Source organism: Streptomyces sp. KMM 9044, from assembly GCF_024701375.2.
Taxonomy (GTDB): domain Bacteria; phylum Actinomycetota; class Actinomycetes; order Streptomycetales; family Streptomycetaceae; genus Streptomyces.
Genome location: NZ_CP113910.1, coordinates 3,294,847 through 3,315,841 on the forward strand (window position 1 = coordinate 3,294,847; position 20,995 = coordinate 3,315,841).

The following is a 20,995-nucleotide window of genomic DNA, read 5'->3' on the forward strand; positions in this document are numbered from 1 at the left end:
CGGGCGCTGTCGCCGGATCAGGCACGGGTGAGGTCGGACAGGAGGGCGGGCAGGAGGCGTTCCTCCATGACCGTGCTGCCCGACGCCTCCATCGCGAGGGCCAGTCCGGGGTCCCAGGGGCTGGCCGCGGGCGGTCCCGCGAGCGGTGTGGACTCGCCCTCGTCGAGTGCCGCCGTGTAGTCGGCGGCCGTCATCCGCCAGAGGCGGGCGCCGTGGCGGGCCACGGCGCCCGCGGTGATGCGCAGGCCGGCCCAGTCGAAGTCGGCGCGCCAGTGCAGCCGGGCTCCCGCGCGTACGGCGTCGCCGAGCAGTTTGTGGCAGGCGGCGGACGGGACCCCCTCGGTGCACACGAGGGCGGCGCCGGTGTCCTGGAGTTCGCCGGCGGCGGCGCGCAATACGGCCGGGTTCTCGCAGACGAAGATGGTGCGGGCGGCGGGGACGACAGGGTCGGTGGCGAGTTGGTGGAGGGTGAGCCGAAAGGGAAGGCCGAAGTCCGCGGCGTCGCGCAGCCAGTCGCAGACCACGGTGTCCCCCTCGGCACCGATGTTGAGGACGAGGACCTGGCTGGCGAGGTCGTCCGCGATGGCGCCGACGCTCTCCCACAAGGCGCGCCGCCCTGCCCGCTCGCGCGGGACGGCGCACCCGTCACCGGCGCGCTGGGCGAGAGCGCGCAGGACGAGCTGTTCCAGCGGAGCGCCGGGCACGAGGGCCTTGGTATCGCCGGTGGCCCACTCGGCGAGCACCGGAAGCGGCAGGACACCGGGGACCCGGTTCGGGGAACCCGCGGAGCGGTCCCCGCCAACGGTCAGCCTTTCCAGGACGCGCACCGCCGCGTCGAGAAGCGGCGCGTCCCCCCGGCGTACGAGACGGGTGAGAGTGCCGTCGACGGCGATCCGCTCCAGCCAGGCGGCGAACCACCCCTGCCCGGCGAGCCGGCTGGAGTGGGCTGACTTCAAGGCCTGGTCGCGGCTCGCTTCCTCGTCGGCCCGTTCGGCCGGCCGGTCACGCAGCGGGCCGTGGAGACGCCCGAGGGTCTGGAGGAGACCGGTGCCGTAGCGGCCGTACAGATACCCGTCCAGATCGCTCAGGGGTACGGCGAGGCGCTTGGCGGTCTCGGGCCGGTAGCGGCCGGTGATCCCGATGACGGTGCGGCGCTCGGCCCCGCTGGGCCCGGTGAGCCCGATGTCGCCATCGAGCGCGCCGCCGGTGCGCTCCAGCCTGCGGCGGGCGGCGGCGAGCAACCGGGTCCATCCTTCGCCCAGCAACTCGTCGTACCCGTCGTCTTCGCGCCGCTCAGTTGGCAACCGGGGTCTCCTGGAGCGTCGGGACGCGCCGGGTGCCGGGCGAGCCGAGGGCGGTGGTCAGGTCGCCGGTGTCGTCGGCGAGGAGCCGGGCGCCGTCCCAGACGAGCAGCAGCGCGGAGACGGTGTGGTCGACGGCGGTGTGCGCGAGGTCGTAGTGAGCGGCGGCGGACACGGAGGCGTGCGCGGCCCACAGGTCGTAGCCGGTCATGAACAGGTCGAGGTCGAACTGCGCGGCCAGCGACATGAGTTCGCCTCGCCCGGTGTCGTCCACGCCCGCGAACGCCTCGTCCAGGGCAAGCAGACGCGGAGCGTGCGGATCGGCGGAGTTGAGCATGGCGTGCGCGGCGGCGAACAGCGGCAGGTGCAGCGACACGGACTGCTCACCGCCGGACAGGCGACTGTGCCGGGCGCGGGTGAGCCGCTCCTCGCTCTTGCCCGGGCGTACGAGCTGGAACGCGAACTGGCGCCAGCGCCGGTAGTCGAGGGTCGTGGCGAGCAGTTCGCGGTAAGGCTGGTCGCGGTGACGGGCGCGGGCGGTCTTGATCTGTGCGGCGAAGTGGACGCGCACCCGGCCCAGCCCCTCCGGGCCGAGGCGGGCGGCGTCGGCGTCGAGGAGGGCGCAGACGGCGCGCTGCTCGTCGTCGAGGTGGTCGGCGAGCAGCCAGCTCACCCCGACCGTCGTCCCCGAGGACATCGTGCGCCGTCGCATGTCGGTGTTCATCCGCCGGATCAGGTCGCGGGCGTCGACGGTGCGGTCGTGGATCTGCTGGGCGAGCCGGGTGAGCAGGGCGTCCTCCAGGATGCGCTGCTCGGACTCGGAGAGCAGTTCGGCCTGGTCACGGCGGTGGGAGGAGATCTTCTGGGCGAAGGCGGCGACGGGCAGCGGGCCCTCCTCGTCGGCCACGCGGACGAGAATGACCCCGTCGGAGCCGTCCCATTCGGGCCGGTAGTCCTGGCCCGCGGCGGCGAGTTGCGCCTGGAGGTCGTCCAGGGCCTTGGTCAGGCGGGTGACGGACTGCTTGACGCTGGTCTCGGTGGGAGTGAGGTCACGGGTCGCGGAGAGGATCGCCTCGTGCACGGCGGCCACCGCCGACGGGAGTGTCTCGCCGACCCAGTCGGCCTCCTGGGCAGGCCAGGCGAGACCCGGCGGACAGCGCAGGATGTCGAGAAGTTCACGGGCGGCGTACGGGCGCAGGGAGCGGGCCGTGTCCTTCTCCTCCGCCGCGGCGACCGCCCCGGCCTCGGCGGCGGCCGTACGGCGGGCCTCGGCCGCGGCGGTGCCCGCGATCGCGCCGTGCTGGGCGGTGCGGGCCGCCTCGGCGTCCCCCACCAGGGCGTCGATGCCGTCCTCCGCCTCCCGCACTTGGCGCATCACCTCCTGTGCCTCGGCCCCGACGGCCTCCTGAAGGGCCCCAAGTCCCGCGGCCTCCTCCGCGTGCCGACGGCGCGCCGCGCGCTCGGTGTCCGCCGCCGCCTCCTCGTCCTCGGCGGCGGCGGTGAGCCGGTCGGCGGCTGCCTCGGCCGCCTCGCTCTGGCGGGTGTGTTCGCGGCGGCGGGCTACGAGTTCGCGGACCGCCGTCTCGAAGGCGCGGGTGGCGGTCTCGACGGCGTCGACGCGGTCGGTCTCGATGGCGTGCTCGGCCGCCGTGCGGCGCAGGGCGCGCTCGGCGACCGAGCAGGCGGCCACCGACTCGTCGTACGCGCCCTGGGCTGCGTCGGCGGCGTCGCGGTGGGCGCGTAGCCTCGCCGCGGCCCGGTCGAGTTCACGCAACGCCTGTGTGATGCCGGTGGTGCGGGGCAGGGCGGCGCGGGCGGCGGCGTACGCGTCCAGGGCAGCGTCCGTACGGGCCTGCTCGCGCGCCAACTCGTCCAACTGGTCGAAGAGTTCCGTCAGCAGCGCATCGCAGGCGGCGATCCGCGCGGCACGCCGCCGGGCGCGGGCGGTGGCGCCGACGTACTCGGCGTGCTCCTTGGTGTGGGCACCGACCAGGACACCGGCCGCGTACCGGCCGTCGGGGCTGATCTGCGGGGTGCCGGTGTCGAGGTCTCCGGTGACGGCGACCGAGCGCAGCACGGCGGTGATCCGGGCGGCGGTCGGGATCGCAGCGGCGCCCGCCGGGTTGCCGGGGTTGCCGGGATTGTCGGGCCGCAGGAGATCGGCGAGGCTCGGTCCGCTCACCGGGGCGCCGGCACGGAGGTAGCCCTCGCTCTGCCCGGCCGCCACGGGGGTGTCCTCGGCGGTGACCAAGGCGTCGAGGAGGCCCGAAGCCTCCAGGGCCGCTTCCAGGTCCGCTCGTTGACGGGCTGTCAGTGCGTCGTCGAAGTCGACGAGCCGCCACAGCGGAACACCGTCGCCGGGAACCCGGTCTGCGGTGCGGCCACGAGCCGGCGGCGGGGCGTCGTCGTGCTCGGCGGCGATCCGGTCGCGTTCGGTCTCCGTCTCCGCACGACGGTGCTCGATGTCGGCGCGCCGGGCGCGCAGGGCGGCGAGGGTGTCACGCAGTTCCTGCACAGCGGGGGCGGTGACCTCGGAGAAGGCGTCGGCGAGGGTGACCGCCTCGGCCTCGCCGATGAGTTCGAGGGCTTCGGGGAGCCGACCGACCCCCTCCTCGGTCAGGAGTACCCCGTGCGCCTCCCCCCACTGTCGTAGCGCCTCACGGACCTGCTCTCGGGAGGACTCGACAGCCGACTCCGCTGCGGTTTCCGCAGTTTCCGCCGCGGTGACGGCCTCCTGCGCGCGGTCGAGCGAGATGCGGGCGAGGCCGCGGGTCTGCTCGGCGCCGCGTGCCGTCTGCTGGGCGGCGCGCACGGCCCGGACGCCGTCGTGACGGGCGGCGGCCAGCGCGGCGGAGCGTTCGGCGAGGCGGATGGGGTCGGCGTCGGCCGGGGTCCAGGGCAGGCCGGCGGTGTGGGCGTGGTCGGCGACGGTGGCGGCGTCGCGGGAGACGGCGGCGTCGAGTTCGGCGGCGAGCCGTGCGGCGTGTTCGGCCTCGGCGCGGGCGCGGCCGGTGGCGGTGCTGCGGCGTTCGCGTTCGGCGCTCGCCTGCCGGGCGGTCTGCTCGCAGGTGCGTACCAGGCGTTCCAGGTCGGCCAGTTGCTCGACGGCCTGGTAGGCGGCGGAGGAGCGCAGCTGGTCGAGCCGGGAGCGCTGGGCGGCGAGCGCCGCGTCGGCCGCCTCGGCGCGCGTCTCGGCGGCTGCCTGCCGCTCGCGGGCCGCCGCCAGGTCCGCGGTGGCGGTGCTCAGCGCGGCGGCGCGCTCGGCGGTCTCGGTACGGCGGGCGGTGAGCCGGTCCGCGGCGGCACGGGCGTGGACCCGCAGGTAGGTGGAGTAGCTCGCGAGGAAGGCGCGGGTGGCGTCGTCGGCGGCGGCCAGCCCCTCCAGGGTGCGCTGCACGGACTCCATGTCGTCGAAGGAGCGGGCGGCCTCGGCGATCAGGTCGTCGTCCAGCGGGCGCAGACCGGCGGTGAGGGTGTCGGAGAGCTTGGCCGGGTCGAGGTTCTTGGCGAGCTGCGGGCGGCGCAGTGTGAGGATCAGGGTGAGTAGTTGCTCGTACCGCTCCGGGCCCAGGCCGAACAGGCGCTGGTCGACGGCGGCGCGGTAGTCGGCGGTGGAGGCGATCAGCTCGCGGCCGAGCTCGGCGGCGAGCTGCTTCCTCGTCATCGGCCGGTCGTCGTGGGTGAGGAGGGAGAAGTCCTCGCCGACACGGCCCTCCGCGACGAAGTGCCAGCGAGCAGGTGTGTCGCGGTGCCGCTGGGCATGCAGCCCGATGCCGCAGGTGACGGCCTGGCCGGTCTCCCGGTGGGTGAACTCGATCCAGACGTAGCCGAGCGCGCTGTCCTGCCCGCGGAAGAGCAGGTTGGACTTCATCGTGCGGTCCTCGGCAGCGAACGGGTTGAGCCGCTTGGGATCGATTCGGCCGTCGAGGACGAACGGGAAGAGGACCTCAAGGGCCTTGGTCTTGCCAGACCCGTTGGGGCCGCGCAGCACCAGCCAGCCGCCCGCGAAGGAGAACTCCTCGTCCCGGTAGTCCCACAGGTTGATGATCCCGGCACGGGTGGGGACGAACCGGGTGGCGGGGGCGCTGGCCGAGGCGTCGGCCGGAGTGGGAGCGGGCGTGCTCACGAAGTCGGATCCTTGGCGGTGGGGTCGGCGAACAGGGCGGTCTGGGCGGTTGGTCGGGGCGCCGTACGGGTCCTCACCCGCGCCGTGACTCCCCGGTAGCGGGCGAGCAGCGGGAGGGCGAGGGCCCCGCCGTCGACCCGGGTGATCAGCGACATGGAGGCCAGGAGATCGAGAGCCTGGCCGAGCAGCCGGTCCGGGTCGCCGCGCAGATCGGCGGCGAAACCCGCGCCGTACTCGGCGGTGATCTCCTTGAGCCTGCCCCGGAGCCAGGAGTCGGTGACGAAGGGGTATCGGGTCTCGCCCGGCTCCCGCCCCGCGTCGCCGGGTGCCTCGTACACCGACACCCCGTACGCCGACTCCTCGTCCTGCTCGGCGAGTTCGGCGACCAGTCCGCGTGACGGCAGGGCCGCGTCGATACGCCGGGCGCGGGCCGCGAGGCGTTCGGCGGCGGTGGGCGCAGGCAGCAGTTCGAGGGCGTGCCGTCCGGACCGCTGCACAGCGGCGCTGATCCGGGCGGCGAGGAGCAGCGCGGCCTGCGCGACGGTTCCGCCGCCGGGAAAGCGGATGTCGGACAGTCTGCCGGAGGTGTCGATGAGCGCCACGCCCTCGGCCCGCCGCTCCACCGTCAGCCCGGTCAGCCGCTCCAGGTCCTCGGCGAGGGCGGGGGCCCGCAGCTGGCCCAGGAGTTCGCTGTCGGCGTCGGCGTAGTACGCGACCGGGTTCTCCAGCACCAGGCGGCGGGCCCGGCGGGCCTGGTCACGACGCTGGGCGGCGCGGCCCGCGGACAGACCCAGCGCGCCGGAGGAGTCGAGGAGCGAGGTGACCGAGGTCAGGTGCTGGAGCACGCGGGTCGGGTGGTGGACGGCAAGGAGGATCTCGCGGTCGATGTCGTACAGGGCCTCCGCACGCTCGGGATCGCCGGCCCAGGCGGTGGCGGAACCGTCGGCGAGAGCGAGCGCGCCACGCTCGGTGAGCCAGGTGACGGCGTCGACGAAGGCGTCCCGGTCGGGTTTGCGCGCGGTGTCGAGGCCGAGTCCGTCGATGCGTACGGCGTCGGCGGCGACCGCGTCGGCCAGTTCCCCCAGCGCCACCTGCGCGCCGTGGCGGCCGAGGGCCGCGAGGGTGAGGACGAGGTAGGCGTAGCGGCGCCGGTCGAAGGGGCGGCCCGCGCGGGTGAGGGCCGGGCGGGTGGCGTCCAGGCCGTCCTGGGCGCGCTGGAGCCGGGCGGTGTCGGCGGTGGTGACCAGCCGGTACCCGAGCACCTCCATCAGATCGGCGCGCAACGGGTCGGCCCACCGGCGCACGGCCGCCAGCGCCGCCCTGTCCGGGTACCCGGGCGTGACCAGCGGGTGCCGCAGGACGAGCCGTACCGCCTTCTGATAGTCGGCGAGTTCGAGCGGGGAGACTCCCTCGGCGACACGGCTCATGCGGTGACCTCACTCATGCGGTGACCTCCAGACGCAGCCCGTCCAGATGGAGACGCCCGCGTACGGTCTCGACGGTGGTGGAGCCCTCGGCGGGGGTGAGGGTGAGCCGTACCCCGTGGGCGAAGCCGGAGGCGGCGGTGACCCGGCGGCTGGCGGGGACCCGGGCGGCGAGCGCCACGTCCAGCAGAGCCAGCAGAGCCCGGGTCTCGGGCTCGTCGAGGGTCCGACCGTACACGTCGTCCGAGGCAAGGGAGTTCGCGGCGCCCTGCCGCTCGGCCTGCTCCTTGAGCTGCTCTGCGCGGAGCAACGCCCGCCGGTCGTCGTCGCGCTCGATGCGGCCGGGGCCGTGCAGGGCGGGAGTCCGGCCGGACTGGACCAGGGTGCGGGCCAGTTCGACCGGCTCGGCCTCCCACCAGGACGTACGCCCCGGAATCCGCTCGGGGTCGGCGTACGGGACGGCGATGTGACGCGGTGCGCCGAGCCCGAAGACCGCCTGGAACAGGGCGTGCGCGTCCTCGTCGCTCTCGCAGGAGGTGAACCACTGGGCGAGATGGCGCAGTTGGCTCTCCCGGCTCACTCCGCCCCGGCGCGCCTCGGTGACCCGGCGCAGCAGGGCGAGGACGGAGCGGATCGCGGTGACGGTGGCGTCCTGCAGCCGCTCGGTCTCACTGTGCTCGCGCTCCGCGAACCAGTGGACGATGCCGTCCCACCGGTGCCGCCAGTCCGCGAGGCGCTCGGCGGGGCTGCGGAAGAGCCGCTCGTCGGCCTCGGCCGCGTACTCGATCATGCGGTCCACGCCGGTGGCCGCGGCCTTCTCGACCGCCTCGGCGAGCAGCGGAGCGTAGCGGCCGAGTTCGGCGGTGAACTCCCGCATGTGCGCGAGGAGCGTGTCCTTGTGGGCGAGGAACACCTCGGGCCGGGTGTCGTTGGTGCGCGCCAGATCGCCCAGCATGAGGTAGAAACGGGCGGCGCGCTGCGCCATCTCGTTGAGCACCGAGTCGAGACGGCCGAGCTTGCGGTACACCTCCTCGCCGTCGCCCGCGGTGTTGGCCTCGGCCAGCGCGCGCAGGTCGCCGAGGATGTCGGGGAAGACGAGGCGGGAGAGCTGGGCGTCCTCCAGGCTCGCGCCCAGCACGTCCTCCACGGCGCGGTAGGCCCGGTATCCGGCCTGAGTGAACTGGTACACGTAGTGGCGGTTGCGGTACTCGGCGAGGTTCGCGGCGCGCGTCCCGTCGTACGACCGGTCCAGGACCTGCCACTCCGCGAGCCCGTCGAGCAGCGGCTGAACGCCGGCCGACCCGCCGACAGCGCGCGCGGCGGGATGGTCTGCGGCGAGCCGCTCCAGCAGCCCCACCACGTCCGAAGCGTGCAGCAGCACCTGATAGTTGGCGCGTCCGCGGTCGAAGGCCCGCAGCAGCCACAGGTACTCGTGGCGCTTCTCGGCGGCAGCGAAGTGGAACAGCCGCAGCCGGTCGTCGAGGGAGAACGCGTCGATACCGAACGCGCCCTCGTCGACGGGGTCCGGAGCGTGGGGTTCCGGGGCATCGGGCTCGTCACTCACAGATCTTTCGGCTTCCCTTGCTTCAGCTGACACACGTCCGGCTGGAGACCATCGGATCCGCACCAGTGTGCCGTACCCCGACCGGTGTGTGTAAGCCGCACCCCGGACCGTGTCACCTGTGCTATCGTACGCACGTTTCACGCCGCTACCGGGCGGTGGCCGCCGTACAGACCCGTCCTGCGGTCGGCTCAGAGGCGGATCGCCGCGTACGCCCCGGGCCTTCCCGTCCCCAGCCGGTCCCCGCGTGTGAAGACGGCCACTCCGGTGCGCCCCGCCGACAGATCGGACGGGTCGGCGGGCGGCAGAAGCAGAGTGTTCTCCTCACCGTCGCCACTGTGCAGGGTGGTGGTCGCACCGTTCCACAGCCGGATCACCGAGCCGGGTGGAGCCGTCACCCGGGCCCGGTCCTCCCGAAGGTCCAGGCGGACGCCGGTGGCACGCTCCGCGAGCAGTGCGCGGTAGCGGTCCGGGGGCAGGGCGCAGTCGCGCGGCGGCGCTGTCCCACCCCAGTCGGGGGCGCCGACGCCACGGGCGCGGGCCGCGCGCCACATGCGGGGGACGAGGTCGGGTGCGAGCGGGGCGGTGGCCATCCGCTCGCACATCCACAGCAGCCGTCCCGCCCCTCTTCCGGGCCCCAGTGCTCACCACCGGGTGCGCTGGGCCGGGTCACCGGCGACGACGGCCGCCCACGGGTGGACCGTGCGGTTCGGAGCGACAGAGCTGCAAGGCCGCAGAGGAGAGGTCTCTACGAAACCAGGGGGTGCGCCACGAGGCGCCGTGTGATCGAGCGGAGGTGAAAGGACTCCGCCGTCTGCTCGTCGTAGCGGGCAGATGAAGCTGACGACAGCCTGACCTGGAGGAACGCCAGGAAGGGCGGCAAGCAGTCGTGACGAAGTCGGGCCGGTTCAGCATCGCCGGATGGGCCGGGCCCGGTGAGCGAGACGGGAAGGTGTACGCGAGGAACCGGTGTTGTTACGCCTCTAGATAGCGTGCCAGCTCACTCAATCCGGTGAATATGGGCTGGTTGGCGGCGCGTATCCGGCAGTCTCCCGTCCTGCCAGGACGGTGACTGTCGGTGAACTCCCGGGCAGGTTTCCCCTGCTGGGCCCGGGAGGCCACGGTGAAGGTCTACGGCGTAACCGTGGCGATGCCGCAGGGGCATAGCCGGACACCTAACCCATCGATTGATCAGCGGTGAACGTGGGAACCGTCCGCGATCCGCTCCCGACCCGAGTCGCCTCCAGCAGCACGGAACGGGATAGGCGCGTTGCCCGCCGAAGGACGTGGACGGGGCGGAGCCGCCGTAGTACTCCGAGGCCGGGAAAGCCGGCCGCACGGGGAAGGGCGGCAGCGTGACAGACAAGGAGAGGACTGCAATGTCCGAAGATGCCCTGGTGAACACCGGGGCCGGGATGGCCGCCGCTTGGCGGCCGGGTGTCCCGGTACGGAAGATGCAGCTCAAGTTGCACCAGTGGGCGCGGGCAGATGTCTCGCGCCGATTCGATGATCTGTACAACCTGGTCTACGATCCGGGGTTCCTGATCGATGCCTGGCACAGGGTCGCGGGCAACACCGGGGCGAAGACGGCTGGGATCGACGGGCTGACCGTGGCCGCGATCGAATCCGGGCCGGGAGTACAGCCGTTCCTGATGGACATCAGGGACGAGCTCAAGGCGCGGACCTACCGGCCCGCGCCGGTGCGGCGCACCCAGATCCCCAAGTCCAACGGGAAGATGCGTGATCTTGGCATTCCGACCGTGAAGGACCGGGTCGTGCAAGCCGCACTGAAGGCGGTCCTGGAGCCCATCTTCGAGGCCGACTTCCTGCCGGTCTCCTACGGGTTCCGGCCGGGCCGCCGAGCCCATGACGCCATCGCGGAGATTGTGTATCTGGCCCGCCGGGGCTACTCCGTAGTCCTGGAAGCCGACATCGAGGCGTGTTTCGACAACATCGATCACGTCGCCCTGATGGACCGGCTACGGGCCAGGATCTCTGACAAGCGCGTCCTGGCGCTGGTGAAGGCGTTCTTGAAGGCCAAGGTCATGCACCACGGCATCGCCAAGGACACCCCCACCGGCACTCCCCAGGGCGGGATCCTCTCCCCGCTGCCGGCCAACATCGCTCTGACGGCACTGGACAAGCACTTCCACGTCCAGTGGCACACCCGGATGGGCACCAGCTGGCAGCGCGAGAAGCGACGCAAGACTGGAACGGGAAACTGGAGATTGGTCCGCTACGCGGACGACTTCGTCGTCCTCGTTAGCGGCCCGGCCCACCGGGCCGAGGCCCTGCGCGAGCAGGTCGCCGAGGTCCTGGCCCCGATCGGACTGCGGCTTTCACCGGAGAAGACCCGTGTGGTCCACATCGATGACGGCTTCGACTTTCTCGGCCACCACATCCGCCGCCAGCGGAAACGCGGCACGAACAAGCTCGTCGTCTATACCCGGCCCTCGAAGAAGGCCATCAAGGCCGTCAAGGACCGAGTCTCGGAACGGACCTACAGACACACCCAGAATCAGAGTCTGGCCACCCTCCTGGAGGGCCTGAACCGGACGATGACCGGGTGGGCGACCTACTTCCGACACGGCACGGCGAAGCGGACATTCAACGCGGTCGACCACCACGCGTGGCACCGCGTCGCGATCTGGCTCCGCCGCAAACACGGCATCCCCAGCAGCCAGTTGAAGGGATTCTGTGACCAGGGATGGAGGTTCGCCGACAGCGGCACCGTGTTCCTCGGCGCATCCAGCGTCATGATCGAACGCTACCGCTACCGCGGAGCTCGGATCCCGACTCCGTGGACCATCGAACCGGCAGCCAACAACGGCTGACCGCTGGGCAAGCCACGTGGAGAGCCGGATGCGTGGCCAACACGCACGTCCGGTTCGGGTCGGCGGCCCAGAGAAACGGAACGGCAGCAATGCCGCCACCGCACTCTGGGCCGACCGCACATTGACAGTCCCTCGCCTCCCCCGGGCACACCAGCAGTGGCGGCTGATCGCGTCCGGCCAGGACGACGGCGACGTCCTGTACCGGATCGAGAACGTGCGCAGCGGGAAGGTCCTGGAGGTCGTCGGAGGAGGCACCGTCGACGGGGCGATGGTCGCGCAGCGCGCCTACGAAGGCAGCGACGCGGACCACCAGCAGTGGAGGCTGATCCCGGTCGGGTCGGTGACCGACACCCCGCGGGTGTACGAGATCGCGAACCGTAACAGCGGACTGCTGCTGCGCGTCGACACAAACGCCCCTTCGGTGATCAAGCAGTACGGAGCGCAGGGCGACCACCGCGACCGGCAGTGGCAGCTGCTCCCGGTGTGAACGCACGGATGGTCGGGGGCGCTGCCGCCCCCGACCATCCGTGGCAGATCCTGGGGATCGGTGCAACACCCGGTCTCTGACGTGTGGTGGGCAGTTTAGGCAGGTGCCGGCTGGGGTTTCCCAGCCGGCACCTGATGGTTGCGGCCAGCAACGCGCAGCGCGGCGTGGTGGTCGGAGCAGGAGTCAGCAGGTGAAGGGACGTCGCCGTCGCCGTCGCCATAAAGGTGATTCACCCGCGCCGGCTTCTCCGCGGGAGACCTTTTCCAACTTGCTGCGCAGCCACGGCTTCCGCCCGTACCGTACTGAGCGAACCCGATCGATTACGGCGTGTTCCTGCCGACTCATCGGGGGGGTAGGTGTGCCCGTGCTCTTGCACGGCACACAGATGGATGAACCGCTCACTTCGATCGCACTTCGAGGAGACGAACATGCCTGACATCGATCTCGGCGTAGCCACTGACTGGGACGAGGGCGACACCCACGGCCGCGTGAAGCTCCGGCAGAACCAGGTCTATCCGACCTCGCCGAAGAAGGACGTGCTCATCAGCTCGCCCGTCAGCATCGAGCTCTCGGTCAACACGAACTACTCCACCTCTCAGGAAGCGGACAAGATCTACTTCACCACGCACCACGGGAGCCGGAAGAAGATCATCGGCATCCTGGACTCCGAGGGCAACCTGCGCATCGCCGGGCGCCTGATCGAGGAGCAGCGCGACCTCGGCTACAACTAGCCTCACCGGCTCCGCACTCGCTGCCGCACGTGGTCACTGACGTGTGGTGGACAATCCGTGCAGGCGCTCGGCTGGGGTTTCCCAGCCGAGCGTTTTGCGTGGGCGGCCGTTCAGCGCGGCGACGACGGCGTCGAGGCGGTCGCGGCTGTGCGGCGACAGATCGGTGCCCCTGGGGAAGTAAGGCCGCAGCAGGCCGTTGAAGAGGACCGGCCGGGCCTTTCCCCCTGAGCGTGGACACCTTGGACACTGGACCTTGAGGGTCCAGAGGAAGAGATGTCACGCATGGTGATGAAGGTGTATTCGGCGGAGTTCAAGGCGGATGCTGTCGCGCTGTACCTGTCGGACCCGAAGAATACGTTCGAGGGCGTGGGCAAGGACCTGGGGATCAGCCGGGAGACGCTGCGGAATTGGGTGCGGGTCGAGCGCACCCGGCAGGGCCGTGCGGCGGCCGCGAGTCGCTCGCCGCGGGCGGTACAGGCCGTTGATGTACCCTCCGACGATGTGCTGAAAGAGGAGAACAAGCAGCTCAGGGCTCGGATCAGGGAGCTGGAGACCGAGCGGGAGATCCTGCGGAGGGCCGCGAAGTATTTCGCCGGCGAGACCAACTGGTGAGCCGTTTCCAGTTCGTTGATGATCATCGCGGCGCGTATCGGCGTCAAGCGGCTGTGCCGGGTCCTGGAGGTCTCCCGGTCCGGGTTCTACCGGTGGCTGAAGGGCGCCCCGGCCCGCATCGAGCGGGCGCGGTCCGACGCCCGCCTGGCCCGGCGGATCCGGGAGATCCACAAGGAGTCCGACGGTACCTACGGCGTCCCGCGGATCACGGCCGAGTTGTGGGACGCCGGGATCGAGGTGAACCACAAGCGGGTCGCGCGTGTGATGGCCCGGATCGGCCTGCAGGGCGTGCATCTGCGTAAGAAGGTCCGCACTACCGTCCCCGAGCCGTCCGCGACGCCGGTGCCCGATCTACTGCGGCGTGACTTCACCGCGAGCGAGCCGAACACCAGGTACGTCGGCGACATCACTTACCTGCCCATCGGCGACGGCCAATTCCTGTATTTGGCAACGGTGTTGGACCTTTGCTCGAAACGGCTGGCGGGCTGGTCGATCGCCGACCACATGCGCACCGAGCTGGTCACCGATGCGCTCCGGGCTGCGGCCCGTACCCGCGGCGGAACTCTTGACGGGGCGATATTCCACAGCGACAACGGCGCCCAGTATGCGTCGAAGGAGTTCGCGAACGTGTGCCGCGAACTCGGCGTGACCAGATCACGTGGGGCGGTCGGAACCTCGGCGGAGGTGAGTCGGCGGCGGGAATTTCACCCACCGCCGCTCTCAGAACCGTGCGTGAACCTCGCGACTCACACGGCTCCCATTGTTGAACCAGTGGGCAACGCGCCATGCTTCCAGTGAGCGAACATGCCCGGGAATGCTGAGGCAATCTCAGCCAGCCTTCTCCGGGCCTTTCTTGAAGCACGACGATACCGTTTGTACTTCCTCCGGGCCCATTTCACCAGGAACGGATTGATCTGCTGTTCCAGAAACCTGATCAACCTGGACTTGTAGAAGCGCCCATAGTAGTTGATCCATCCCGCCACGACGGGGTTGATCATCGCGGCGATCTCCTGAAAGCTCAGCTCGGTACAGCGCCCCAGTCGCCAGCTCCGGATAGTCCTCGCCATGGACTTCATGGCTGTTTCGCTCACTGCGGGAAGGAAGCCGGTCTTCAGCCTCCCATCCCGCAAGCGGGCAGCCCGAGGACGGAAGGTATACCCCAGAAACGTGAACTTCGTGACCGGGAACTCCCGTTCACGACCTTCCTGTTTGCAGTACACCACCCTGGTTTTCTCCGGATGGAGACGTAATCCGAACTGCAGCAGCCTGCCCTCGATGATGTCGCGGACGAAAATCGCCTGCTTCTCACTGGCACAGTGCACCACAGCATCGTCGCCGTACCGCTCGAATCTGATCGCCGGGTACTCCCGGACCAACCACGCGTCAAAGGCGTAGTGCATGAACAGATTCGACAACAATGGTGAAATAGCAGACCCTTGGGGAGTCCCCTTTTCCCGCCTGACGAGCGTTCCGTCGGGCTGTTGTACGGGGGCGACTAGCCACCGTTTCACATACAGCAGAACCCACGGAAGATTGGTATGCCTTTCCACTGCCGCGTTGATGGGGCCGTGCGGCACGTTGTCGAAGAAGCCCTGGATGTCAAGGTCGATCACCCAAGGATGCCTCCAGCACCGCTGCTTGCACGTCTCCACCGCATCCAGCGCGGACCGCCTCGGGCGGTAGCCATACGAGTCCTGATGGAAGATCTGCTCCACCTCAGGCTCCAATGTCATAGCCACTACCGTCTGGGCGATCCTGTCGGCCACGGTCGGAACCCCAAGGCTCCGAATCCCACCGCCGGCTTTGGGAATATCAACCGCTCTCACGGGTGGAGGGAAGTAGCTTCCCGAGGACAGCCGGTTCCACAGCTTGTACAGGTTGTTCTTCTCATCCTGCTCAAACTCCGCTAAAGACTGCCCATCCACCCCAGCCGCTCCCCTGTTGGCCTTGACCTTCAGGTATGCGTTCCAGACCAGCCGCCTCGGAATATCAAACGGCTTGTCCGCTGGCCTTGTCTCGACCATCCGATTCCTCCCATCGCTGGTTGATCGCCGATCGACACCCAACAACACGTCCCCTTCGCTCCACCCCTATTACGGAGGTTTCATCACTACTACGGGACGTTCCGCCCTCCCGACGCGCGACCGGTACTCCGGCCCTCATGACTCTTCGCCACTTGCGCCTCTCCCTCTCGCGAGCCACGTCAACCCATGGATCGCGGTTTCGCGTCGAGGAGTTCTCCAGTTCCGTTGTGAAGCCCAGACTGAGCTCGCGCCACCTTCATGCCGGACACCGCCAGACCAGTAAACAGGTTCCCGTCTGGCTTGTCCCAGGACAGCATTGAGGCCCTGGTTTTGATGTCGTCTAAGCTTTACGACACGTCATCGGCGGTTCACTTGCGTTCGCCTTCTCAGCCCACACCTGCCATATTTAGTACGGCTTTTCCATGACGCTCACCACCACGGCTCATTCACCGCAGCAGCTCATGGTGGTTTGACACCTGCACCTGCATGCCGATGCCGAAGGACCTACCTTCATCTCCACAACAGCATGGCAACTGTTCGTTCCCGTCTTCTACATCAGAACCTCACAATCACCTTCTGGACACACCAACGCCGCCGCCGAATCCTTCAACGCAAGCCTGAAACGGGAGACCTTGCAGAGAAGGAAACGCTGGTCAGGGGCGCGCGAGGCCCGCCTCGCGGTGTTCCGGTGGGTCACTCGCTACAACACGAAAAGAAGACACTCCGCACTCGGCCAGATCAGCCCGATCACCTACGAACAACGATCGATTACGCTGGCCACTGCTGCATAGCAAACGGTGTCCACGATCCGGGGTCAAGCCCCGGCCAGCCAGTAATCGCCAAGGTCATGCAGGGCCTCGACGAGCTGTCAGCGACCGACTCCGACTCCTCCTCCGCCTCCGCGACCACCGGATCACCGATCATCGGGCTCGCAGGAGCCCGGCTGCCGGTCGACCGGAAGACGGGGCAGCCGCTTCCCGTTCGCGTCCAGGCCGGCATGGTGTGGCAGCTGGATGAAGGCGGACGTATGGACGCTCTCGACACCTCTGCGCAGCTTGCCGAACTACGGTCCCGCGTCGACCACTTGCTGGACCGCATCGCGGGGAACAGCCGACTCACCTCCTCTGGCCTGGGAACACTCGACCCTGCCGCCGTTCCGTCCGGGTATGCCTTGCAACTGGCTCTCGGTCCGCTCGATTCATTGGTCAGCTCGATGCGCTTGGCGCGCGCTCACAAATACCAGCTGCTCTTCAAGATGGTGCAGCGCCTCCACCAGGCCGGCCATGCCCACGGGTGGCCTGGTGGAGAGTCCCTGCTCTCCCGACTCGCCTGGGGGCCACACACGCCCACCGACCGGGCCGCCGTCCTGGAGGAGGTGGTCAAGGGCTTCACCGCGGGCGTCCTTTCGCTGGAGACGTCCATCCGCATGCTGATCGATGCGGGTTATCCGATCGAGGACGCCCAGGAAGAGGTCGAGCGGATCCAAAAGCGCGCCTTTGATGCGGCGGCTCGCCTGGCCGACGCCACCGGCGACAACGACGCGGTGCGCGCGTATCTGGGCTTGCCGAAAGCCGACTCCGAGGTTCCGCCCGTGCCGCTCCTTCCCGCGGGCGGGCGATGAGCGGACCCCATGGCTGGGCGGCGGCGGTCGGCCTCGGGCTCTGCATGGCGGAAGGCTCCGTCTGTTTAGGGTGGAGGCCATGTCGACCACAACGCCCAGTGAATCGCCCCTTGTTGACCGTGCAGAGCTGATCGCGGACCCGTACGCGGTGTATGCGCGGCTTCGCGAGGCCGGGCCCGTCCACCGCATCACCGGAACGGACGGGCTTCCGGCCTGGTTAGTCACGCGTTACGACGACGTGCGCCAGGCCATCGCCGACCCCCGGCTCTCCCTCGACAAGCGCAACGCGAAGCCTGGCGGCTACCACGGGCTCGCGCTGCCGCCGGCGCTGGACGCGAACCTGCTGAACATGGACCCACCGGACCACACCCGCATTCGGCGCCTGGTAACCAAGGCGTTCACCCCGCGCCGTGTCGAGCTTCTGCGGGAGCCCGTCAGGAAGACCGCCGACGGGCTGCTCGACGCCATCGCACCGCTCGGCCGCGCCGACCTCATCGCCTCGTACGCCGCGCCGCTGCCGATCACCGTGATCTGCGATCTGCTGGGCGTGACCCCAGACGACCGGCAGGACTTCCGCTCCTGGACCGACGCCCTTGTCGCCCCAGACCCGGCCCACCCCGAGAAGGCGAAGGAAGCCGTCCGGGCCATGCTCGGCTTCTTCACTCAGCTCCTCGCCGCCAAGCGAGCCGCTCCCGCCGACGACCTGCTCTCCGCCCTGATCGCCGTACGCGACGACGAGGACCGGCTGACCGAGGACGAACTCATGTCCCTGGCCTTCCTCATCCTCTTCGCCGGGTACGAGAACACCGTCCACCTCATCGGCAACGCCACCCTCGCTCTGCTCACCAACCCTGGCCAACTGGACGCGCTCCGCGCCGATCCCGGCCGACTGCCCGGCGCGGTCGAGGAACTGGCCCGCTACGACGGGCCCGCGCCCCTGGCCATCCGCCGCTTCCCCACCGAGGACGTCACCATCGGCGGGGTCGGCATCCCGGCAGGCGAGACCGTCCTGTTGTCCCTGGCCGCCGCTCACCGAGACCCGCACCGTTTCACCGATCCCGACCGCCTCGACATCGGCCGCGACGCCACCGGTCACCTCGCTCTCGGGCACGGCATCCACTACTGCCTGGGCGCACCCCTGGCCCGTATGGAGACCGAGATCGCTCTTGCCGCGCTCCTCGACCGATTCCCCGAACTTGCCCTTGATGCACAGGTGGACGAACTGCGCTGGCGGCCTTCCATGCGAGCCCGCGGCCTGCTCAGCCTTCCCGTGCGCTATTGATTGTGGGCGTGGTGCGTCAGCCGACCAGGAGCTGGTCATGTCCGGAAGACGCTAGATGGTCGGCTGGCGTGCCTGTCTGAAAGCCTCGTAGACCTCTCGGCAATCCCGTGCGATGTGCCGCAGCGATGCTGACGACGTGATCTGGCTATCCGCCAGAATCTCGGCGAGATCGTCAGGGAAGCGTTCCTTGCTGAGGTGCATGACTTGCCGACTGCCAAGGAGCCACCAGCGATCACGCAGGCGGGTTGAGGCTGGCGTGGGCGGAGGTTGCCAGCCGTCAACGAAGTCGGTCGCGTGGAAGTCCTTGTTGTTCGGAGGCCGAGTGAGAAACTCCGCCAGCAGACGGACATTTACGAAGAACGACTCAGCGCAGGCCGCGCGCACGATATCTGACTGCTCCGACTCGGCGGAAGCCAGATCGACCAGCGCCTCAACCTGATCGATCGCGAACTCAACAGACCACAGCGCGCGTTGTTGCGGAGGCAACGCTTCGTTCCACCACTCAAGAGAGGGACCGTCAGTCGGCATGGGAGGAGCCTATGCCCCTCTGCGGCTGTACCCACCGCCTCAAGGCACAACGAAATGCTGTCCCTACCCAGTGAGTAAAGCCGCCCGAGGCATGTAGCCGTGCACGTTGCCGGTTTGTCTCGGTAGACTGCTGTCCGGCGCGGGGGCGTTGGAGACCACTGGGTGGTTCACGCATGACGCGCCATTCGAATCCTTCACCGCTCACACCGGTTGGGTATCGTCGCGATGGGCGGCCGGTCTACCCGATCGCTGGGGCTTCGGGTGACGATCCGTCCAACCAGCAGCCGCCCGAGGCGAAGACTTTCACGCAGGAGCAGGTCACCGCCCTGCTAGCTCGGGAGAAGCAACAGGGCGGCCGGACTGCGGTGAAGGAGCTGCTGGAGCAGACCGGGTTCCCCGATGCCGCTGCCCTGGCTGCCTTCATCCAGGACAAGAAGCAAGCAGAGGCAGACGCGCTGTCGGAGCTGGAGCGCCGCGAGCAGGCGGCCACCGACAAGGAACAGGCCGCCATCGCACGGGAGTCAGCTGCGGCGGCACGCGAGCGAGCGGCACAGTGCAGGGCCGCCCTGGTGGCCCTGGGCGCGACGGGCGCGGACCTCGCGGACGCCGAACAGTTGCTGGCGGTGCCGGACGACGCGGACGACCAGGCACTCACTGAGGCCGCCAAGGCCCTCGCGGCCCGGCGGCCGGAACTCTTCGGCACCCCGCGCGAGACTGCCCCAGCCGCGCCCGGCGGCTCTCCGGCCGGCGGACCGCCGCCGCGCAGGACCGCTCCGGCCAAGCCCGGCGCGGCCGGGCTGGAGATGGCCCGCAGGCGCGGCTACGTCACCTCCGACTGATCCACGCTCCATCCCACCGGCGGGACAAGGCCGGACAGGGGACCACGCCCCGACCCTCCTCCCGTGGACGGCACCACCAGCCCGGTGAGTGCGCGAACCTCTGCGCTCCTCATCCACGGGAGGACTGGCTGTGACCCTTCAGCCGTTCACTTCGTCGCGGTCGTACACCGCCGACCGGGCCTGGCTCGGCTCGCTGCACGGCACCGACCAGACCGAGACCATCACCCTCGACATCAGCAAGTTCACCAAGGACACCCACTGGGTGGCGTCGACCGATCCGCATCAGCCTTACAGCCGGGTCCTGTCCGGCGTCCCCGTCGGCAAGATCGGTGCGTCCGGCCTGTACGGGCCGTACGACGAGGCCGCCGTCGACGGCCGGCAGGAACTCGCCGGGGTCACCTTCGCCGAGGCGCTGTTCGCGCCCACCGCCACCCGGGTTCCGGCGGCGCTGCTGTGGCACGGCGTCGTCAAGACGTCCGCAGTACCCGGCGGCATCGACCCCTCCACGGTGATCCCGTCCTCCACGGGCGCCCAGATCCGGTTCGTGTGAGGGGCTGACCGATGACCATTCAGGACCTCGTCGAAGGCGTCACCGCCCACGACCTCACCGCATTCGCCCGAACCATCCCCACCCCGGCGGACTTCCTCCTCACCAGTACCGACGGGATCTTCCCCACGCTGGAAGTCCAGGACGTCAAGTGGCGGGTGCGCGACAACGGCCGCTATGTCAACGCCGCCAAGTACCGCGCCTACGACGCGAGCGTGCCGTTCGCCACCCGCGCGGCCTGGGAGACCACCCGCGAGGGCATGCTGCCCCCGCTCGGCCAGAAGCTACTGGTCGGCGAGCAGGAACAGCTTCTCCTCGAAGCGTCGCGCGGGGCCGACCAGGATCGGCTGATCGAGCTGCTGTACGACGACGTGGAACGGCACGTTGAAGCGATCCGGTCCCGCCTGGAACTCGCCGCCGGCGACGTGCTCACCGACGGCAAGTTCTCCCTCGTCAACGAGAACGGGCTGACGATCGAGGTCGACTGGGGTGTCCCGGCCGGGAACATGCCGACCGTCTCCGTGCTGTGGTCGGACCCGACCTCTGATCCCATCCGGGACGAGCTGGGCTGGATCGCCTACCTGGACGACCTCGGGGTGCCGGAACCGGAGTTCGTGCTGACCAGCCGCAGGGCGTACTCGTTCCTGGCGTCCAACAACGCCTACCGGGCCGCCTACTACGGATCGGTGTCCCCCTCGTCGACGCCGACCGCGTCTCTGAACCCGGAGCAGGTCAACGTGGTGCGCGGGAACTAGAACTACGGCCTTCCGCCGGTCCGCTTCTACAAGGCCCAGGTCCGTGTCGACGGCGTGCAGACGAAGGTGCTGCCCGAGGACCGCTGGATCCTCATTCCGCCGGACCGTACGAAGTGGGGCCAGGCGCAGTACGGCACGACCGTGGAGTCCCTGGTGCTCAGCCGCGGGACGAACCCGGAGATCGCCAAGGAGGACGCGCCGGGCGTCATCATCACCCGTGGTACTCAGGACGACCCTCCGCAGATCTGGACCAAGGGCGCCGCTGTCGCCATGCCGGTCCTCCACACGCCGGACGCCCACCTCGTGGCGAAGGTCATCTGATG

The 20,995-nt window shown here is 69.7% G+C and carries 13 protein-coding genes and 5 pseudogenes; 10 read left to right on the forward strand and 8 right to left on the reverse strand.

Annotated features, from left to right (window positions below; all coding sequences use genetic code 11):
- Positions 1–17: 17 nt before the first annotated feature.
- The 5 genes from HUV60_RS14750 to HUV60_RS14770 all read right to left on the reverse strand — a co-directional run bounded on the left by HUV60_RS14750 (position 18) and on the right by HUV60_RS14770 (position 9,005).
- Positions 18–1,304 (reverse strand): TIGR02679 family protein, encoded by a 1,287-nt coding sequence (locus HUV60_RS14750; RefSeq protein ID WP_257850802.1) that lies wholly within the window; start codon positions 1,302–1,304, stop codon positions 18–20.
- Complete coding sequence (locus HUV60_RS14755) at positions 1,294–5,427, reverse strand: TIGR02680 family protein (RefSeq protein WP_257850801.1); 4,134 nt, start codon at positions 5,425–5,427, stop codon at positions 1,294–1,296. The genes HUV60_RS14750 and HUV60_RS14755 overlap by 11 nt, the downstream gene beginning before the upstream one ends.
- Entirely contained in the window at positions 5,424–6,854 is a 1,431-nt protein-coding gene (locus HUV60_RS14760; protein ID WP_257850800.1) for a TIGR02678 family protein, read from the reverse strand. The genes HUV60_RS14755 and HUV60_RS14760 overlap by 4 nt, the downstream gene beginning before the upstream one ends.
- Before the next feature lie 13 nt (positions 6,855–6,867).
- Positions 6,868–8,415: a TIGR02677 family protein gene (locus HUV60_RS14765; RefSeq protein WP_257850799.1), complete on the reverse strand. Its 1,548-nt coding sequence runs from the start codon at positions 8,413–8,415 to the stop codon at positions 6,868–6,870.
- A gap of 188 nt (positions 8,416–8,603) precedes the next feature.
- On the reverse strand, positions 8,604–9,005 hold the full coding sequence (locus tag HUV60_RS14770; protein ID WP_257850798.1) for a hypothetical protein: 402 nt from the start codon (positions 9,003–9,005) through the stop codon (positions 8,604–8,606).
- Between the two features lie 786 nt (positions 9,006–9,791).
- Between HUV60_RS14770 and ltrA (HUV60_RS14775) the strand changes: the two genes are divergently transcribed.
- The 3 genes and pseudogenes from ltrA (HUV60_RS14775) (at position 9,792) to HUV60_RS14785 (ending at position 12,464) form a co-directional block, all read left to right on the forward strand.
- Positions 9,792–11,246 carry a group II intron reverse transcriptase/maturase gene (ltrA, locus tag HUV60_RS14775; protein ID WP_269441185.1) on the forward strand — a complete coding sequence of 485 codons (1,455 nt, stop codon included), beginning with the start codon at positions 9,792–9,794 and terminating at the stop codon, positions 11,244–11,246.
- Positions 11,247–11,385: 139 nt separating this feature from the next.
- Positions 11,386–11,733, forward strand: a pseudogene (locus HUV60_RS14780) (RICIN domain-containing protein); the annotation flags it as partial.
- A 428-nt stretch (positions 11,734–12,161) separates the two neighbouring features.
- Positions 12,162–12,464: a DUF6342 family protein gene (locus HUV60_RS14785; protein WP_257850797.1), complete on the forward strand. Its 303-nt coding sequence runs from the start codon at positions 12,162–12,164 to the stop codon at positions 12,462–12,464.
- A 33-nt stretch (positions 12,465–12,497) separates the two neighbouring features.
- Here the strand turns inward: HUV60_RS14785 and HUV60_RS14790 are convergent.
- A pseudogene (locus HUV60_RS14790) lies at positions 12,498–12,662 on the reverse strand (IS30 family transposase); the annotation flags it as partial.
- 84 nt (positions 12,663–12,746) lie between these two features.
- Here HUV60_RS14790 and HUV60_RS14795 point away from each other — a divergent pair.
- Positions 12,747–13,760, forward strand: a pseudogene (locus HUV60_RS14795) (IS3 family transposase); the annotation flags it as partial.
- A gap of 62 nt (positions 13,761–13,822) precedes the next feature.
- On the opposite strand, the gene ltrA (HUV60_RS14800) reads toward HUV60_RS14795, so the two are convergent.
- Positions 13,823–15,100 (reverse strand): group II intron reverse transcriptase/maturase, encoded by a 1,278-nt coding sequence (ltrA, locus tag HUV60_RS14800; RefSeq protein ID WP_257847794.1) that lies wholly within the window; start codon positions 15,098–15,100, stop codon positions 13,823–13,825.
- Between the two features lie 587 nt (positions 15,101–15,687).
- Between ltrA (HUV60_RS14800) and HUV60_RS14805 the strand changes: the two are divergent.
- The 3 genes and pseudogenes from HUV60_RS14805 to HUV60_RS14815 form a co-directional block, all read left to right on the forward strand.
- Positions 15,688–15,891, forward strand: a pseudogene (locus tag HUV60_RS14805) (integrase core domain-containing protein); the annotation flags it as partial.
- Positions 15,892–15,947: 56 nt separating this feature from the next.
- Positions 15,948–16,721 (forward strand): hypothetical protein, encoded by a 774-nt coding sequence (locus HUV60_RS14810; protein ID WP_257850796.1) that lies wholly within the window; start codon positions 15,948–15,950, stop codon positions 16,719–16,721.
- Positions 16,722–16,800: 79 nt separating this feature from the next.
- Positions 16,801–18,003: a cytochrome P450 family protein gene (locus tag HUV60_RS14815; protein ID WP_257850795.1), complete on the forward strand. Its 1,203-nt coding sequence runs from the start codon at positions 16,801–16,803 to the stop codon at positions 18,001–18,003.
- A gap of 51 nt (positions 18,004–18,054) precedes the next feature.
- Here HUV60_RS14815 and HUV60_RS14820 read toward each other — a convergent pair whose 3' ends face one another.
- Complete coding sequence (locus HUV60_RS14820; RefSeq protein ID WP_257850794.1) at positions 18,055–18,531, reverse strand: hypothetical protein; 477 nt, start codon at positions 18,529–18,531, stop codon at positions 18,055–18,057.
- 365 nt (positions 18,532–18,896) lie between these two features.
- Here HUV60_RS14820 and HUV60_RS14825 point away from each other — a divergent pair, with 365 nt between their 5' ends.
- The 3 genes and pseudogenes from HUV60_RS14825 (at position 18,897) to HUV60_RS14835 (ending at position 20,993) form a co-directional block, all read left to right on the forward strand.
- Positions 18,897–19,370 carry a hypothetical protein gene (locus HUV60_RS14825; RefSeq protein WP_257850793.1) on the forward strand — a complete coding sequence of 158 codons (474 nt, stop codon included), beginning with the start codon at positions 18,897–18,899 and terminating at the stop codon, positions 19,368–19,370.
- A gap of 130 nt (positions 19,371–19,500) precedes the next feature.
- Complete coding sequence (locus HUV60_RS14830) at positions 19,501–19,920, forward strand: head decoration protein (RefSeq protein WP_257850792.1); 420 nt, start codon at positions 19,501–19,503, stop codon at positions 19,918–19,920.
- Between the two features lie 11 nt (positions 19,921–19,931).
- A pseudogene (locus HUV60_RS14835) lies at positions 19,932–20,993 on the forward strand (major capsid protein).
- Positions 20,994–20,995: the final 2 nt, after the last annotated feature.

Coding starts and splice junctions, on each gene's coding strand:
- HUV60_RS14785 (WP_257850797.1), top strand. CDS start 12,162: ATGCCTGACATCGATCTCGGCGTAGCCACTGACTGGGACGAGGGCGAC.
- HUV60_RS14810 (WP_257850796.1), top strand. CDS start 15,948: ATGCAGGGCCTCGACGAGCTGTCAGCGACCGACTCCGACTCCTCCTCC.
- HUV60_RS14770 (WP_257850798.1), bottom strand. CDS start 9,005: ATGGCCACCGCCCCGCTCGCACCCGACCTCGTCCCCCGCATGTGGCGC.
- ltrA (WP_269441185.1), top strand. CDS start 9,792: ATGTCCGAAGATGCCCTGGTGAACACCGGGGCCGGGATGGCCGCCGCT.
- HUV60_RS14820 (WP_257850794.1), bottom strand. CDS start 18,531: ATGCCGACTGACGGTCCCTCTCTTGAGTGGTGGAACGAAGCGTTGCCT.
- HUV60_RS14815 (WP_257850795.1), top strand. CDS start 16,801: ATGTCGACCACAACGCCCAGTGAATCGCCCCTTGTTGACCGTGCAGAG.
- ltrA (WP_257847794.1), bottom strand. CDS start 15,100: ATGGTCGAGACAAGGCCAGCGGACAAGCCGTTTGATATTCCGAGGCGG.
- HUV60_RS14760 (WP_257850800.1), bottom strand. CDS start 6,854: ATGAGCCGTGTCGCCGAGGGAGTCTCCCCGCTCGAACTCGCCGACTAT.